The sequence below is a fragment of the Vibrio sp. ED004 genome, assembly GCF_023206395.1.
Taxonomy (GTDB): domain Bacteria; phylum Pseudomonadota; class Gammaproteobacteria; order Enterobacterales; family Vibrionaceae; genus Vibrio.
In genome coordinates, this window is record NZ_CP066149.1 from 2,648,031 (window position 1) to 2,664,897 (window position 16,867).

Annotated in this window: 16 protein-coding genes; 1 reads left to right on the forward strand and 15 read right to left on the reverse strand. The window is 44.9% G+C overall.

Translation table 11 applies throughout. The annotated features are described in order from the left end of the window. Positions 1-3: 3 nt before the first annotated feature. From lipB to leuS, 11 genes are all read right to left on the reverse strand, one after another. The gene (gene lipB / locus ITG10_RS11875; RefSeq protein ID WP_004737632.1) at positions 4-663 is read right to left on the reverse strand and encodes a lipoyl(octanoyl) transferase LipB; all 660 of its coding nucleotides are present in this window, start codon (positions 661-663) and stop codon (positions 4-6) included. Positions 664-858: 195 nt separating this feature from the next. Beyond that, positions 859-1,137: a DUF493 family protein YbeD gene (gene ybeD / locus ITG10_RS11880; RefSeq protein ID WP_026084358.1), complete on the reverse strand. Its 279-nt coding sequence runs from the start codon at positions 1,135-1,137 to the stop codon at positions 859-861. Between the two features lie 231 nt (positions 1,138-1,368). Further along, positions 1,369-2,550, reverse strand: a complete 1,182-nt coding sequence (locus ITG10_RS11885; RefSeq protein ID WP_017068508.1) for a serine hydrolase — start codon at positions 2,548-2,550, stop codon at positions 1,369-1,371. Positions 2,551-2,643: 93 nt separating this feature from the next. Then, positions 2,644-3,483: a septal ring lytic transglycosylase RlpA family protein gene (locus tag ITG10_RS11890; RefSeq protein WP_017631914.1), complete on the reverse strand. Its 840-nt coding sequence runs from the start codon at positions 3,481-3,483 to the stop codon at positions 2,644-2,646. A 3-nt stretch (positions 3,484-3,486) separates the two neighbouring features. Then, positions 3,487-4,608, reverse strand: coding sequence for a rod shape-determining protein RodA (gene rodA, locus ITG10_RS11895; RefSeq protein WP_017631913.1), 1,122 nt, complete (start codon positions 4,606-4,608; stop codon positions 3,487-3,489). Next, positions 4,608-6,500 (reverse strand): penicillin-binding protein 2, encoded by a 1,893-nt coding sequence (gene mrdA / locus ITG10_RS11900; protein ID WP_017631912.1) that lies wholly within the window; start codon positions 6,498-6,500, stop codon positions 4,608-4,610. The genes rodA and mrdA overlap by 1 nt, the downstream gene beginning before the upstream one ends. Before the next feature lie 6 nt (positions 6,501-6,506). Next, the gene (gene rlmH / locus ITG10_RS11905; protein ID WP_017068506.1) at positions 6,507-6,977 is read right to left on the reverse strand and encodes a 23S rRNA (pseudouridine(1915)-N(3))-methyltransferase RlmH; all 471 of its coding nucleotides are present in this window, start codon (positions 6,975-6,977) and stop codon (positions 6,507-6,509) included. 3 nt (positions 6,978-6,980) lie between these two features. Next, complete coding sequence (gene rsfS, locus ITG10_RS11910) at positions 6,981-7,298, reverse strand: ribosome silencing factor (RefSeq protein ID WP_004735247.1); 318 nt, start codon at positions 7,296-7,298, stop codon at positions 6,981-6,983. A 66-nt stretch (positions 7,299-7,364) separates the two neighbouring features. Beyond that, positions 7,365-8,390: a DNA polymerase III subunit delta gene (gene holA, locus ITG10_RS11915; protein WP_017631911.1), complete on the reverse strand. Its 1,026-nt coding sequence runs from the start codon at positions 8,388-8,390 to the stop codon at positions 7,365-7,367. Positions 8,391-8,402: 12 nt separating this feature from the next. After that, positions 8,403-9,056 (reverse strand): LPS assembly lipoprotein LptE, encoded by a 654-nt coding sequence (gene lptE / locus ITG10_RS11920; protein WP_017631910.1) that lies wholly within the window; start codon positions 9,054-9,056, stop codon positions 8,403-8,405. 182 nt (positions 9,057-9,238) lie between these two features. Next, a complete protein-coding gene (leuS, locus tag ITG10_RS11925) occupies positions 9,239-11,815 on the reverse strand; it encodes a leucine--tRNA ligase (RefSeq protein ID WP_017631909.1) in 2,577 nt (858 codons plus the stop codon). A 263-nt stretch (positions 11,816-12,078) separates the two neighbouring features. Between leuS and ITG10_RS11930 the strand changes: the two genes are divergently transcribed. Continuing rightward, positions 12,079-12,549 carry a zinc ribbon-containing protein gene (locus tag ITG10_RS11930; protein ID WP_017631908.1) on the forward strand — a complete coding sequence of 157 codons (471 nt, stop codon included), beginning with the start codon at positions 12,079-12,081 and terminating at the stop codon, positions 12,547-12,549. Between the two features lie 116 nt (positions 12,550-12,665). On the opposite strand, the gene lnt is transcribed toward ITG10_RS11930, so the two are convergent. The 4 genes from lnt to ITG10_RS11950 form a co-directional block, all read right to left on the reverse strand. After that, positions 12,666-14,180 carry an apolipoprotein N-acyltransferase gene (gene lnt, locus ITG10_RS11935; protein WP_248386410.1) on the reverse strand — a complete coding sequence of 505 codons (1,515 nt, stop codon included), beginning with the start codon at positions 14,178-14,180 and terminating at the stop codon, positions 12,666-12,668. A 32-nt stretch (positions 14,181-14,212) separates the two neighbouring features. Further along, positions 14,213-15,103 carry a CNNM family magnesium/cobalt transport protein CorC gene (gene corC, locus ITG10_RS11940; protein ID WP_017631907.1) on the reverse strand — a complete coding sequence of 297 codons (891 nt, stop codon included), beginning with the start codon at positions 15,101-15,103 and terminating at the stop codon, positions 14,213-14,215. A gap of 118 nt (positions 15,104-15,221) precedes the next feature. Continuing rightward, positions 15,222-15,683, reverse strand: coding sequence for an rRNA maturation RNase YbeY (ybeY, locus tag ITG10_RS11945; RefSeq protein ID WP_017631906.1), 462 nt, complete (start codon positions 15,681-15,683; stop codon positions 15,222-15,224). Further along, positions 15,684-16,805, reverse strand: coding sequence for a PhoH family protein (locus ITG10_RS11950; RefSeq protein WP_017631905.1), 1,122 nt, complete (start codon positions 16,803-16,805; stop codon positions 15,684-15,686). Positions 16,806-16,867 lie beyond the last annotated feature (62 nt).

Genomic DNA, 16,867 nt, shown 5'->3' on the forward strand with positions numbered 1-16,867 from the left:
ATTTTATGCTTCTGCTGTAATGTTACTGGTGGCTTGAATGTCTACTTGGTCATAGCCGAGTAGCTCTACGAGCTCTTGTATTAACTGTTGCTCAACGTTTTCTAGTTCACTTGGTCCGCCAAGTTGGCTGACCTGTGCCATTTCCATTCCTTGATAACCACATGGGTTAATACGTAGGAATGGAGACAGGTCCATATCAACGTTCAGTGCTAGCCCATGGAACGAGCAGCCGCGTCGAATACGTAATCCGAGTGAACAGATTTTCTTGCCATCGACATAAACACCAGGAGCGTCAGGTCGGGCAGCTGAATCTATATTGTAAGCTTTCAGAGTATTGATTACGAGGTTCTCAATATGAGTAACCAAATCACGCACTCCGAATTTTTTACGGCGGATGTTAATCAGAAAGTAAGCAACTAACTGACCTGGGCCGTGATAAGTCACTTGGCCGCCGCGATCGCTTTGTATCACAGGGATATCACCGGCATTTAATACATGCTCAGCTTTGCCTGCTTGTCCTTGAGTAAAGACAGGGTTGTGTTCAACCAACCAAACTTGGTCTACGTCTTCTTCCGTGCGTTCGTCTGTGAACTTATGCATGGCTTTCCATACAGGTTCATAATCCTGACGGCCTAATTTTTTTACGATTAGCTTATTTTGCAAAGCGGCACTCCCTCAAGGATTAATAAAGTGAACGCATTATAAACGCGAAACATGATTCTAACTACAGACGGACTGCAAGGTTTTTCAACTTTCTTTGTATTTATTTAAAATTAAGTTGAATGAATTTGGTGTCGATACTGTGCTTTAAACAAAAACAGCGGCAATAAGCCGCTGTTTTTCATGCGTAATCGAAGATTACAGAACCATACGAACGATTTCGATCTCGCCCAGTTCTTTGTATAGCGTTTCTACCTGCTCAATTGACGTCGCAGTAATATTGATAGAAACAGAGTGGTAGTTGCCTTTCGCACTCGGTTTTAGCGTTGGGCTGTAGTCACCAGGAGCATGACGCTGGATCACTTCTAGCACTAGCTCAGTCAGTTCTGGCTTAGCGTGGCCCATTACTTTGTAAGTGAATGAACAAGGGAACTCTAAGAGGTCTTTTAGTTTTGCATCAGAATTGATGTTCATGATTAGCTCCAAAAGGCTAGACTTTCGCAAATTGGCGATAGTCGATAAAAAGCGTGTTCGGTCTACAGACACGAGAAATAAGGCGGAATATTACGTGTAAATATCACCGAACTCAAGATCAACAAAAGCCGCACATGGCGGCTTTTGTTTCGTTAATGAGTAAATAATGAACTTACTCATTAGGTTAGCTTTCCAATAAGCTTAGGTTTTGTTTAGAACAAACCTTTTACTTACTTAGAATAAGCCTTTGAACAGCAGTACTAGGTAATCCCACAGACGGCTAAATAGGCTGCCTTGGTCTACGTCTTCAAGTGCTAGTAGCGGGTATTCAGCAACATCTTCGCCATCAACTTGGTAGAACAGTTTACCAACCACATCGCCTTTGCTGATCGGAGCCTCTAGCTCTTTCTCAAGCACGAAGCTTGCTTTTAGGTTCTTAGCTTGGCCACGAGGTAGAGTCACGAAAGTATCTTCGTCGACACCGAGCGCAACTGTGTCCTTGCTACCCATCCAGATTTTCTCTTCTACGAAGGTTTCACCAGCTGTGTGTGGTGCCACTGTTTCGAAGAAACGGAAACCGTAGCTAAGAAGCTTTTTGCTTTCTGTTTTACGAGCGTTCGCATTCTTAGTACCCATTACAACAGCGACTAGGCGCATTTTGCCTTCGGTTGCTGAGCTTACTAGGCTGTAACCTGCGTTGCTTGTGTGGCCGGTTTTGATGCCGTCAACGTTCATGCTCTTATCCCATAACAGACCGTTACGGTTGTATTGGGTGATGCCGTTGTAAGTGAATTTTTTCTCTGAGTAGATACGGTACTCATCAGGAACGTCGCGAATTAGCGCCTGACCAAGTAGCGCCATATCGTAAGGCGTTGAGTATAGGTTCGGATTGTCTAGACCGTGCACATTAGCAAAGTGCGTGTCTTTCATGCCGATAGAGCTTGCCCAAGCGTTCATTAGGTCAACGAATGCATCTTCAGAGCCAGCAATGTGTTCAGCCATTGCAACACAAGCATCGTTACCTGATTGAATGATGATACCGCGGTTTAGCTCTTCAACCTTAACCGTTGTGCCAACTTCAACGAACATCTTAGATGAATCTGGGAAGTTTTTAGCCCAAGCATTTTCACTGATTACAACATCGTCGTTTAGGTTGATGTTGCCACGATCAAGCTCTTGGCCGATCACGTAGCTCGTCATCATCTTGGTTAAACTTGCTGGAGAAAGTTGAGTATTCATCTCTTTCTCTGCTAGTACTTTGCCTGAATGGTAATCCATCAGAACAAAACCTTTAGCGGCGATTTGAGGTGCATCAGGAACAACAATAGGAGCGGCGAATGACGATGTAGCTATCGTTGCAGAAAGTGCAACAGAAGTAGCAAAAATCGATTTAACAAGTTTATTAGATTTAATCATTTTGAATGCAATTATTTGGTGAACTATTCATATATTAACAGAATCACTCTGTCACACCAGAGCGCTGATTACCAGAAGTAACTGTTAGATTAATTAGCGAGTTAGGGTGTGTTTTTTTATATAAGCTGACGGGTAACCCATTAGCTTAACTTGTTCTAATTTCTCTTGAGTCAGAGCATAGTCATGAAATGGCCCAAGCATCAGACGGTAGTTGTCATCATTTGGCTGCAAGAACGTTGCTACTTCTAGCTTTTCGCTTAGATCTTTGGCCAACTTCTCTGTTCTATCCTCATGCGGAGATGTGGCAACTTGAATAATAAATTGCGGCAAAGCGGCCTTTTTCTTAGCGTCGGTTGGCATAGCTACAGTAATGACTTCTATCTCAACATTTGCAGTGCCAGTTCTTAATACATCGAGCTTGTAAGCGGCGGCATAACTAAGGTCAATGATTCGGCCTTCGTGGAATGGGCCGCGGTCATTGATACGAACAATCGTGGTTTTGTTGTTGTCGGTATTGGTCACTTTTACATAGCTTGGAATCGGCAATGTTTTGTGCGCTGCAGACATCGAATACATGTCGTAAATCTCGCCATTTGAGGTTAAATGGCCATGAAATTTCTTACCGTACCAAGACGCTTTACCTTTCTCGGTAAATCCTTCCGTCTCTTTGACGATTTTGTAGTCTTCACCGCGCAGTGTGTAGTTATTGTTACCACCTAAACTGTAGGGTTCATATTGAGGATGAGCATCCTCTAAATGCTCTACCGAGATCGGCGCATCTGGCGCAATATCTGAATCAATATCGTAGCGACCTGTTGGTTTCTGTGAAGAACAGCCATTGATTAAAATTGCTAGCCCAACAATAGAGAGGATTTTTTTAATTGGCAGCTCATCAACCAAGGATGTTTTTTTTGAAAACGTTGTAATAGACATCGATTAAGTCGCCTTTGAGAATGCTTTTCTGTGTGTGTGGATCGACATTAAAATACCAAAACCAGCCATAAGGGTAACCATTGAAGTGCCGCCATAACTGACCAGAGGAAGAGGGACACCTACAACCGGTAGGATGCCGCTTACCATGCCAATGTTTACAAAAATATAGACGAAGAAGCTCAGTACAATACTGCCGCCCATCATTCGACCAAAGGCCGTTTGAGCTTGGCTAGCTAGTACTAAACCGCGTCCAATAATAAACAGGTAGATAGCAAGCAAGAACAAAATACCGATCATGCCCCATTCTTCGGCAATAACCGCAAAAATGAAGTCGGTGTGACGCTCTGGGATGAACTCCAGTTGAGATTGAGTACCTTGCAGCCAGCCTTTTCCTGATATGCCACCAGAACCTATCGCAATCTTACTCTGAATGATGTGGTAGCCCGCACCTAATGGATCTGATTCAGGATCAAAAAGGGTTCTTACACGTACTTTTTGATATTCACGCATCAAGAAGAACCACAGAATTGGTATGAACGCCCCAAGTGCTATCGCTGCACTGGCGATTATCTTCCAGCTAATACCCGCTAAGAATATTACAAAGATACCCGATGCAGCGATAAGAATAGAAGTACCTAAATCGGGTTGCTTCGCGATTAAAATCGTCGGGACAAACACCATCACTAGTGAGATCGCGAGCGTTTGGAAAGTCGGTGGTAGTGAGCGCTTACCGATAAATCGTGCCAGCATCAAAGGTACTGCTAGCTTCAATAGCTCAGAGGGCTGGAATCGAATGAAGCCGAAGTTCAACCAACGTTGAGCCCCCTTAGAGGCCTCACCAAAGAACAATACGCCCAACAGCAAGATGACACCGCCTGCAAACAGCAGCGGAGCTAAGGTTTCGTAGGTCCGTGGTGATATTTGCGCTAAAAAGATCATCACACCCAAAGACAGAGCCATACGCATTGCTTGGCGGTCCATCATCGCAAGGCTTTGTCCGCTTGCGCTGTACATGATCAATAAGGCAAAGCCCATTAAAACCAGAATGCCGAGCAATAATGGTAGGTCGATATGTAGCCTTTCGAATAAGGCTCTATTTCGTCCAGTTGAGGGATCAAGTTTCATTATTTAATTGGCTCACTTTGATAATCTTCTGCAAGGATAATATGGTCTAAAATCCTTCTTACTACTGGGCCGCCGTTAGAAGAACCGCCACCTGCATTCTCTAGAACGATAGTCACGACGGCTTCTGGATCTTCAAAAGGCGCATAGCCAGTAAAGAGGGCGTGATCGCGTAAGTGCTCTGCGATTTCGTCCGCGTTGTACTCTTCATCTTCTTTAAGGCCGAATACCTGTGCAGTACCCGATTTCCCCGCGGTTTGGTAAGACATCTTTTGGAATGAACGTCTTGCCGTACCTTTCTTACCGTGGTTAGCCAGCCTCATACCTTCCTGAGCGATATCCCAATACTTCTTCTTAACCCCAGTTAGCGGTGGGTAAGTTTCAATGTCGGACATGATTTGTTCATCGAATGGACGGCCATTATCAATGGTTGAACGCAGTAGGTGAGGTGCTGTCACTTCACCTTCATTGACTAATACAGAGGTTGCTTTCGCAATCTGCATTGGTGTTGCAGTCCAGTAGCCTTGGCCGATGCCAACAGGGATTGTGTCGCCCTGATACCAAGGCACACGGTGTCTGGCCATCTTCCAATCACGAGTTGGCATATTGGCTTTGCTTTCTTCGTAGATATCGATTCCAGTATAATCACCAAAGCCGAACATCATCATCCATTTGGATATGCGATCGATGCCGAGATCATAAGCAATTTGGTAAAAGAAGGTATCCACCGACTCTTCAATCGCTTTCTCTATATCCACGACACCGTGTCCCCAACGTAACCAGTCACGGAATGGTCTCGTTTTTGAGTTTGGTATCTTCCAATAGCCTGGGTCATTGCGCGTAGTGTTTGGTGTAATCACACCTTCTTGAAGAGCAGCAACAGCAATGAATGGCTTGATCGTGGATGCTGGTGGGTAAATACCTAGCGTGGCACGGTTAACCAAAGGGCGGTTTTTGTCTTGAAGTAGCGCGTTATAGCCTTTAGACGAGATACCATGCACGAATGCGTTTGGGTCGTAGCTTGGGCTTGATACCATAGCTAAAACGCCATTGTCTTTCGGATCGAGAACTATAGCTGAACCACGGCGGCCATCAAGTAACTTGTGTACGTATAGCTGTAGCTTAATATCTAAGTTGAGTACGATATCTTTGCCCGGAACCGAAGGCACAAATTTGAGGGTACGAATCACTCGTCCACGGCTGTTAACTTCAACTTCTTGGTAGCCAGCTGTACCGTGTAACATGTCTTCGTAATAACGCTCAATCCCCAACTTACCGATATCACGAGTTGCTTGGTAATTAGCGTCTTTTTCTTCTCGCATCAAGCGCTGCATATCACGATCATTGATGCGCGATACATAGCCAATCACGTGAGTGAGCACATCGCCATACGGGTAGAAACGCTTCAATGTTCCCGTAACCTCAACACCTGGGAATTTGTGTTGGTTTACAGAGAAGACGGCAACTTGTTCTTCAGAGAGTTGATTCAGAATCGGTACTGATTTAAAGCGTCGTGAATTACGACGATCACGATTAAAGCGCTCGATACGTTCTGGTGGGATCTCGATTAATGCTTGCAGACGGGCAAGCGTGTCATCCATATCTTTGATTCTTTCGGGTATGATTTCTAGGTTGAAAACAGGACGGTTTTCGGCAAGAAGTACACCGTTGCGATCGTAAATCAAACCGCGGTTAGGGGCTATTGGAACGACCTTGATACGGTTGTCGTTAGAACGAGTTTTATAGTCTTGGTATTGATTGACCTGAATGTTGTACAGGTTAACAACCAACATCGACATCATGACTATGATCCCCGCAAACGCAACAAAAGCACGGCTAGTAAATAGTCGTGCTTCTGCTTTGTAATCACGGATTTGGCTACGTTTACGTAACATTAACGCTTATTCTCGATGATAAGGGTGGTTAGCAGTGATGCTCCAAGCTCGATACAAGCTTTCAGCCATGATAACGCGTACTAATGGGTGAGGGAGAGTAAGCGCAGACAGAGACCAACTTTGGTCTGCAGCCGCTTTACATGCAGGTGCTAATCCTTCAGGCCCGCCAATTAGGATAGATACGTCACGCCCATCCAGCTTCCAACTTTCTAATTGCTCAGCAAGTTGAGGGGTATCCCACTTTCTACCTGGGATGTCGAGCGTGACAATACGGTTGCCTTTTGGAACTGCAGCCAGCATCGCTTCACCTTCTTTTTGAAGAATGCGTGCAATATCGGCATTTTTACCGCGTTTTCCGGCAGTAATTTCAATGAGTTCTAATGGCATATCGTGAGGAAAGCGGCGTTTGTATTCTTGAAACCCTTCTTCAACCCACTTTGGCATTTTTGTGCCAACTGCGATTAACTGGATCTTCAAAGCTTAGCCCCAAAGTTTTTCTAGTTGGTACAGCTCACGATGCTCTTCTTGCATAACGTGAAGCATGCTTGTGCCCATATCTAGAACAACCCATTCACCTTCTTGCTGACCGTCCATACCTAGAGGCTGCATACCCGCTTTACGCACTTCATCAGCAACATGCTGTGCAATAGAGGCAACATGGCGTTTAGAGGTGCCAGTACAAACAATCATGTAATCAGTCACACTTGATTTGCCTTCTACATCGATAGTTACAATCGATTCTGCTTTCATGTCATCGGCTTTGTCTGCAAGAAAATCTTTTAGTTCTTCACGTAACACTGGGTGTTCCTTTAATCTGAATTTAGCTTTGTTTAGGGCTTGTTGACCCTAGAATATAACACGCTTTTATGCGTGGAATGGTATTGAAGCTGAAGGGATGCAAAACTCTACGCTTAACTGATGAATTAGTGGCCATGGCGACTGCTCATATTGAGTTTTTGTCATCAATTCAGCTTGAGTGAGCAACGCGAACAAGGAGTGTAATCGAGAAATCGAAACTCTTGTTAGCGCGGCGTTATAAAGAGGCTTTTTAGATTGCCAGATGCGGTGTTTTTCGAAAACCTGACCAATCGGCATCTGTTTCATTTGTTGCTGCATCTGCAATAGCAGAGCAAGCTCACGTTGTATGCTACGCAGCAGAATAACAGGCTCGACACCTTCCGCCTCTAACTGTCTTAGTATCCGCTGTGCTCGATTGCCTTTACCTGCCAGTAACGCATCACTCCAATGGAACGGAGTAAAATGGTTGTGGCGACTCAGCGATTCTTCCAAGCGCACTAAAGTGAGCTTTCCATCTGGGTATTGTAGCGCCAGTTTCTCTAGGCTTTGAGTCAACGCAAAAAGGTTGCCTTCGTGCCATTGTGCCAGCATTTGAACGGCTTCAGGGTCTGGATATAAGCCGATTTGGCGGCAACGAGCTTGGACAAATTGAGGTAATCGGCCTACATCTGGAGTTAAACAGCTGACCCAATGTCCTTGATTAGAGAGCGCTTTAAACCATTTTGCACTCTCTTGAGCTTTAGTTAGCTTAGTGCCAACCAAGAGTAATAGAATATCACTATGAATATGCTCAGAAATGGCGAGCAATTCTTTTGCTATCGCCGCATTGACACCCGACTCCGGAAGCTCAAGTTCGATGACCTGACGGCTAGAGAATAGGCTGAGTGCTTGAGTGCAATCGTAAACCTCATTCCAATCGAGACTATTATCGATCGCAAAGCGGTGACGTTCTTCGAAGCCTTGTTGCTTAGCTGCTTTCAGAATCGCTTCTCGGCTTTCTTGTAACAGCAGGGGTTCGTTACCAAAAATCAGATAAACATTGTTCAGCTGTTTAGACAGTTGCTCCGATAGACGATCGGCAAAAATACGCATCAGATAAACCTATTATTCAACAGATTCGCTGAGTACCGGCTGCTCTTCTGAGCTTGGAGCAATCTCAACGTCTTCAACTTCGATATTTTTGATGTTGTACTGTTTTTCAAGTTCTTTAACCTGATTGTGTTCAAGTGCTTCTAGATCCATGCTATCAGCGGCAATATTAGCCTTGAGGCGAGCCATTTGACGAAGGATTTGGCTAGTCGCTAGTTTACGCATTTCATCTTCGATCATGTCACGCTCAACCGATTTCGCGAGAGCTGTTAACGGGTTGTCTAGGTAGCTACGGGTTACGCTGGTTGAAAATGTCTTTGAGCCTAGTTCAGGGATAGTTACACGGTACGAAGCGTAGAAAGTCAGTTCAATTTCTGCCGCACGAGTGTTTTGGTACAGAGACAGAGTTCGCTCACCAACGCCTTCGCTAATGATATGTAGGTTAGGAGTGTTTTCCGCAGGTGGAACAATTTCTACATCATTCATGCGCAGCTGGCTTTTCATCATACGTGTAAACGTGCTGTATTGGTCGTAACTGGTCACAGAAATCTTGTTAAGTTCTTCTGGCACGGAGTAATCACCACGCAGGTGAAAACCACAGGCACTCAATAGGCTAACGGTTAGAACAACAATAGTAACTTTCAATGAAGATAGTGAAATCAGGCGCATTATTTGATGGCTCTCATGAAGGTAGAATACTTATTTAAAGGCTTTAGTTTGTTGGCGTGAAGTTAGTCACTGAAAGTAAAGCGCTTAAATAAGTAGACAGGGTAATTAGCTACCCTGTCTACAGACTGCTTTTGATGAATTAAGTTCGTTAATTCTTTAGCAATTGCATTGTGCTAACGAAATTAGTTAGCAACGATGTTCAGAAGCTTACCAGGTACGAAGATAACCTTGCGGATAGTTAGGCCATCTAGGAACTTCTTAGCGTTCTCATCGTTTAGACCAAGTTCACGAACTTGCTCTTCGGTCGCATCAGCAGCAACGGTTAGTTTCGCACGAAGCTTGCCGTTGATCATTACAACGATAGTCTTCTCGTCTTCAACTAGCGCTTTCTCATCGAAAGTTGGCCATGTTGCTGAGTCTACGTTTGATTCACCCAGTGCAATCCACATTTCGTAAGAGATGTGTGGCGTCATTGGGTAAAGCATGCGAACGACAGCTTTTAATGCTTCATCAAGGATTGCACGATCTTGTACAGACTCTTGAGGTGCTTTCGCTAGTTTGTTCATCAGTTCCATGATTGCAGCGATTGCGGTGTTGAACGTTTGACGACGGCCGATATCGTCCGTTACTTTCGCGATAGTCTTGTGGATATCACGACGAAGTGCTTTTTGGTCACCAGACAGAGCAGAAGCATCAACAGATTCAGCAGCGCCTTTAGAAGAGTGAGCGTGAACGAGTTTCCAAACACGCTTAAGGAAGCGGTTTGCGCCTTCAACGCCAGATTCTTGCCACTCAAGTGTCATGTCTGCAGGAGAAGCAAACATCATGAATAGACGTACTGTGTCAGCACCGTACTTGTCCACCATCTCTTGTGGGTCGATACCGTTGTTTTTCGACTTAGACATCTTGATCATGCCTGAGTGTTCAACTTCGCGGCCTTGGTTGTCGACAGCTTTTTCGATACGGCCTTTACCGTCACGATCGATAGTCACGTCAGTAGGAGCAATCCACTCTTTCGTGCCTTTTTCATTCGTGTGGAAGAATGCGTCAGCTAGAACCATGCCTTGACAGAGAAGCTGCTTGAATGGTTCGTCAGACGTTACGTAACCTGCATCACGTAGCAATTTATGGAAGAAACGAGAGTACAATAGGTGCATACAAGCGTGCTCGATACCACCGATGTACTGGTCTACTGGTAGCCAGTAGTTTGCTTTTTCTGGATCTAGGATATCGTCAGCTTGTGGTGAACAGTAACGAGCGTAGTACCAAGAAGATTCCATGAACGTATCGAATGTATCTGTCTCACGTAGAGCAGGTTCGCCGTTGAATGTTGTCTCAGCCCAAGACTTGTCTGCCTTGATTGGGCTCGTCACGCCGTCCATTACCACGTCTTCTGGAAGAATGACTGGTAGCTGGTCTGCTGGTACTGGGTGAACTTCACCGTCTTCAGTGGTTACCATTGGGATTGGTGCACCCCAGTAACGTTGACGAGATACACCCCAGTCGCGTAGACGGAAGTTTACTGTCTTCTTACCTTTGCCTTCAGCTTCAAGCTTCGCAGCGATTGCATCGAATGCTTCTTGGAAAGCAAGACCATCGAACTCACCAGAGTCGAACAATACGCCTTTCTCTGTGTAAGCCGCTTCAGACACATCTAGTTCAGAGCCGTCTTCTGGCTTGATTACTGGAATGATATCGATGCCGTACTTATTTGCGAATTCGTAGTCACGTTGATCGTGAGCAGGAACCGCCATTACCGCACCTGTGCCGTAATCCATAAGAACGAAGTTTGCTACGTATACAGGAACAACACGACCGTTAAGAGGGTGGATAGCCGTTAGACCAGTATCCATACCTTTCTTTTCCATCGTCGCTAATTCAGCTTCAGCAACTTTAGTGTTACGACACTCTTCAACGAACGCAGCAAGCTCAGGATTGTTTTGAGATGCTTTCTCTGCAAGTGGGTGACCTGCAGCGATACCAACGTAAGAAACACCCATTAGCGTGTCTGGACGAGTTGTGTAAACCTCTAGTGGCGCTTCTTCACCGTTAACAGCGAAAGACAGCTCAACACCTTCAGAGCGACCTATCCAGTTGCGCTGCATGGTCTTAACCATTTCAGGCCAACCTTCTAGGTTGTCTAGATCGTCTAGTAGCTCTTGAGCGTACTCAGTGATCTTAATGAACCACTGTGGGATTTTCTTTTGTTCTACTGGAGTATCACAACGCCAGCAGCAGCCATCTTCTACTTGCTCGTTTGCAAGTACAGTTTGGTCGTTCGGACACCAGTTAACAGAAGAAGTCTTCTTGTAAACTAGGCCTTTTTCGTAAAGCTTAGTGAAGAACTCTTGCTCCCAACGGTAGTACTCAGGCGTACACGTTGCGAATTCACGGTTCCAGTCGTAACCAAAGCCTAAAAGCTTAAGCTGGTTTTTCATGTACTCGATGTTTTCGTAAGTCCATGGTGCAGGCGCTGTGTTGTTCTTAACAGCTGCGTTTTCTGCAGGTAGGCCGAATGCATCCCAACCGATTGGCTGCATTACGTTTTTGCCTTGTAGACGTTGGAAACGAGATACCACATCACCGATGGTGTAGTTACGCACGTGACCCATGTGCAGTCGGCCACTTGGGTACGGGAACATAGAAAGACAGTAGAATTTTTCTTTGTTTGGGTCTTCACTTACAACGAAAGTCTCGCTGTCATCCCAGTGTTGTTGAACCTTTTGTTCAATCTCTTGCGGGTTATATTGTTCTTGCATCGATGGTATCCGGTTATCTTGGAATTTGTGAGTTCGGTTAGAACAGAATCTTACAGATCGTCATAGAATACCTAAAGGAGCCTAGTACAACAATAGTTATACCCTTCATACTTGCAGTTGCTGCCTAGTAGATGGCGTAATTTTCGCTGAATTCCGCAGGGCAACTATACTTAAGAGTATGAATTGCATTTGTTTGTGAGCGGGAGTGCATTGCGGCACATCCGTTTGCACGCGTAAAAGTTGGTTATCTTAAGGAGGTTGTTATGCCGAAGAAAAAAGCACTCTATGAAGAAGTGGTTGAAGAGGTCATCGAAACGCTGAAGCATAGTCCTGAAGAGCTCAACAACAAAATCGAAACGTCAGGTAAGTTTGCGAAAGCAGCCAATGACATGACTAAGGATGAACTATCGCTGATTTCAGCCTATGTGAAATCGGACTTAAAAGAATTCTCTGAAAGTTATGAAGAGAGTAAAAGCGGCCCGTTCTACTTGATGATTGCTGATTCCATTTGGCAAGGTCTATTGGATATCACGGACCGCACTAAGGTGGAGTGGGTTGAGTTGTTCCAAGATTTAGAGCATCAAGGCTTGTATCAAGCGGATGAGGTTATTGGTCTTGGTACATTGGTCTGCGATGAGTGTGGTCATCAAACCGAATATAATCACCCAACCACGATTATTCCGTGCATCAAATGTGGTTCGAAAGGATTCAGCCGCAAAGCGCTGAAGCCGTAAATACCGAGCGATAGCGTCATTAGTTCAAATCAGCGTCACCAGTTCAAAATCGTAACAATAAAAAAGGGTTGACCAAAATTGGCCAACCCTCAAACACTTTTCTTTGAACGTTTAATCTAGTCTTTTCTTCTCACAAGCCAGCCAATCACTAAGCTCAACAAAGCCCAGATATACAGCGGCCAAGTACCGACCACGTGATAAGGGGTTTGACCATCTGTTGAAACAAGTTCAGCTTTCAATACCGCGGTTTCAAATTGCGGGATTTGCTTGATGATCTTGCCTTTGTGATCCGTTACTGCCGTTACACCATTGTTGGTCGAGCGAATAAGCGGCTTACCAAGCTCTAGAGCACGCATCTGTGCGATTTCCATATGTTGCAACGGACCAATTGAACGGCCGAACCACGCATCGTTAGAGAGCGTGAGAATAAAGTCCGTTTCATCGGTGACATTCTGTCTAACTTGATCATTAAAGATGATCTCATAGCACAGTGCTGGCGCTAGGTGACGGCCATTAGCAACGATGTTTGGTTGAACATAATCGCCACGGCTAAACGATGACATTGGCAAGTTAAAGAACGGCGCTAACGGTCGTAAGATATCTTCAAACGGTACAAACTCACCAAATGGTAATAGGTGATGTTTGTGGTAGCGTTCGTTTGGATCGTAGCTGTACTCGCCGTATGGATTTACACCAAGCGATAAAATGCTGTTGTAGTACTTCTTATCTTCAGACTGATTCAATACACCCGTGATGATCGAGCTGTTATTCATCTTGGCTGCACTGTCTAAGTTACGTAGGAAAGACGGAATCTCTACCTCAAATGCAGGAATAGCCGCTTCAGGCCAGATTATGATATCCGCATCCCAGTTTTCTCTGCTCAGATCGGTGTATTTCATCATTGTCGGCCAGCGATGACTTGGTAGCCATTTGCTGTCTTGAGCGACGTTGCCTTGAATCAATACCACTGACGTTGTTTTGTCAGGGTTCGGCGTTACCCAGTCGATATTGCGAAGACCAAAACCGGTGCTAAACACAACAGCAGGGATGACAGCGACACTCCATGCTTTGTTGATGACCGTATAAGCGAGCGCAGAAGCAGAAACAATAATTGCAAGCGTTACTAGTTCTACACCACCAATCGGTGCGAAAGAGCCAAGCGGAGAATCAATTTGGCTGTAACCTAGCCACAACCACGGGAAGCCCGTCATTACCCAGCCACGCAACCAGTCACTGATGAGCCACAACGCGGGTGCTGCTAGGAAAAAACGGCTTAGGTTATTAGCAGGGAAAAACTTGTTTAAACTCCAGGTAAAAAGCCCTGAGTAAACGGCTAGATAGCCCACAAGCAGTGCCATCAAGAATAAGTTGGCTGCCAGTGGCATTCCACCAAAGCCATCAATACTGACGTATACCCAACTGATACCCGTTGTGAATTGGCCTAAACCCCATGCGTAACCTATCCAAAGTGCACTTTTAGGAGGGCGATTATGGATCAGTAGCAGCAACAAAGCTGGGCTGAGAATAGCAAGAGGCCATATTGAGTATGGAGCGAATGAAAGGGTTGTTATAGCGCCAACAAAAACGGCCGCAAGCGGCCGTAATAGGCGATGAATAAAAGTCTTAGTCATCTAATTTCTGTCATCTCTTTAGAGAGAAGTTGTTATTCTTCGATAGTCGGAAGAGGCTGTTCGTCAGGAATGGTTACCTGTAGCTGAATCACACGACGGTTATCTGCAGATGTAATTTTGAAATGGTAGTTTTCGATTTCTACAATTTCGCCACGAACTGGCAAGTGACCGAGTGCTGTCATCACCATACCGCCCACTGTATCCACTTCATCATCACTAAAGGCTGTGTTAAACGTGTCGTTGAACTCTTCAATAGTGGTTAAAGCTTTAACAGAGAAAGTATGTTTACTCAGCTTACGAATATCTAACTCTTCTTCATCGTCGAACTCGTCTTCAATTTCACCAACGATTTCTTCGAGGATATCTTCAATGGTTACTAGGCCAGAGACACCGCCAAACTCATCGACAACGATAGACATGTGGTAACGCTCTTCTTGGAATTCCTTGAGTAGGCGATCAACACGCTTACTTTCAGGAACAACAACTACAGGGCGAATCACTTGTTCGATGTCAAATGGAGCACTGTCTGAGCCCAAGTACTTAAGTAGGTCCTTCGCTAATAGAATGCCTTCAACATGGTCTTTATCTTCACTGATCACTGGGTAGCGAGAGTGTTGAGCATCAGTAATAAGCGCAATCAATGTATCTAAGTCATCGGTGCGTTCAACTGTAACCATTTGAGAGCGAGGCAGCATGATATCGCGTACTCGCATCTCTGAAATTTCCATAACACCTTCGAGCATGTCGCGTGTGTCGTGGTCAATTAGGTCATTAATTTCTGAGTCGCGGATTACATCTACGAGCTCTTGGCGGTCTTTTACCTCGCCTTGAAATAGTTGGCCTAGGCGTTCAAAGAAGGACTTTCTACTCGGACCTTCAGATTTTTTACTTCCCTCAGAAGTGGGGGGGTTACCTTCGTTCATGATTTCTCAAAAAATAACGCTATCAGAAGTGTGATAGCACACATCACAACTCAGATTCCTGAAAATAACAGGTTCGATGAGTCATTGTTTCTCTGCAAACTACTGACCTAGAATCAATTTACTTTTCTAGAATGTAAGGGTCTTCAAACCCCATAGCTTGCATGATTTCTGTCTCGAGTGACTCCATCTCTTCAGCTTCATCATCTTCGATATGATCATAACCTAGCAGATGCAGACTGCCATGTACAACCATATGAGCCCAGTGTGCTAGCAGAGGCTTATTTTGCTCTTCTGCTTCTTTTTCGACAACTTGGCGGCAAATAATGAGGTCGCCCAGAAGATCTAATTCGATCCCTGGAGGAGCTTCGAATGGAAAAGACAGCACGTTAGTTGGCTTATCTTTACCACGGTATTCATGATTGAGTTGGTGGCTCTCTTCCGTATCAACGATACGAACCGTCAACTCGGCGTTCTCTTGAAACTGAGGAATTGTCTTGTCTAACCAAAGCTGAATATCTTGCTCGGTTGGAAGACCTTGCTCATTTTCGACCGCAATTTGCAGGTCTAGTTCAATAGACATCTATTTATCACCTTGTTCTGTAATCTCAGAACTATTTTGTGTTGCTAATTGTGTCGTAACTGTTTGCTGAGCCTCAAGAAGTTTGGCTTCGCGTTCTTCACGTTTACGCTTCTCAAACTCTTTACGCTCTTTCTGGTCTTTTGCTTCCCATTTCTCGTAGGCGTTAACGATACGAGCAACAACAGGGTGACGAACCACATCCTCAGACATAAAGAAGTTAAAGCTGATGTCATCGACTTCACTCAACACTTCAGTTGCATGACGTAGACCAGATTTCGCGCCACGAGGTAAATCGATTTGCGTAATATCACCTGTGATAACTGCACGTGAGTTAAAACCGATACGGGTTAAGAACATTTTCATCTGTTCTACCGTGGTGTTTTGGCTCTCATCAAGAATGATAAATGCATCATTCAGAGTACGGCCACGCATGTAAGCCAGTGGAGCGACTTCAATCACGTTACGTTCAATCAGCTTTTCAACACGTTCAAAACCGAGCATCTCAAAAAGTGCATCGTAAAGTGGACGCAAATATGGATCGACTTTCTGGCTCAAATCACCAGGAAGGAAACCTAACTTCTCACCAGCTTCAACAGCAGGGCGAGTCAGTAGAATACGGCGAACCTCTTGGCGTTCGAGTGCATCGACAGCCGCCGCAACCGCTAGGTACGTTTTACCTGTACCTGCAGGGCCAATACCAAAAGTGATGTCATGGGTGACCATGTTCATTAGGTACTGTGCTTGGTTCGGAGTACGTGGCTTAATCACGCCTTTTTTAGTCTTAATCGTGACTTCTTTGCCGTAGTCAATTTCAGACTCGACGTGTTGCTCCAAAATGCCAGACTCAGTGACCGCTAAGTGCACTTGCTCTGGTTCAATATCGATGATGTTGCCTTTAACTGGAGCCGTTTCAACATAGAGGTGTTTGATGATGTCTAAAGCAGCAGCAGTAGTGTGAGGCTTACCAACGATGGTGAAGAAGTTGCTACGGTAATTAATCTCAACGCCAAGACGACGCTCAAGGTGCTTGATGTTGTCGTCGAATGGTCCGCATAAGCTAGCCAAGCGCTTGTTGTCGGCTGGCTCTAGATTTATCTCTAAGGTAACGATTTTATTGCTCAAATTAGCCTCTCATTTTGTGCCACTCGCTCTTAAATAAAACAAAGAGCAAAAAGCCCGATTTA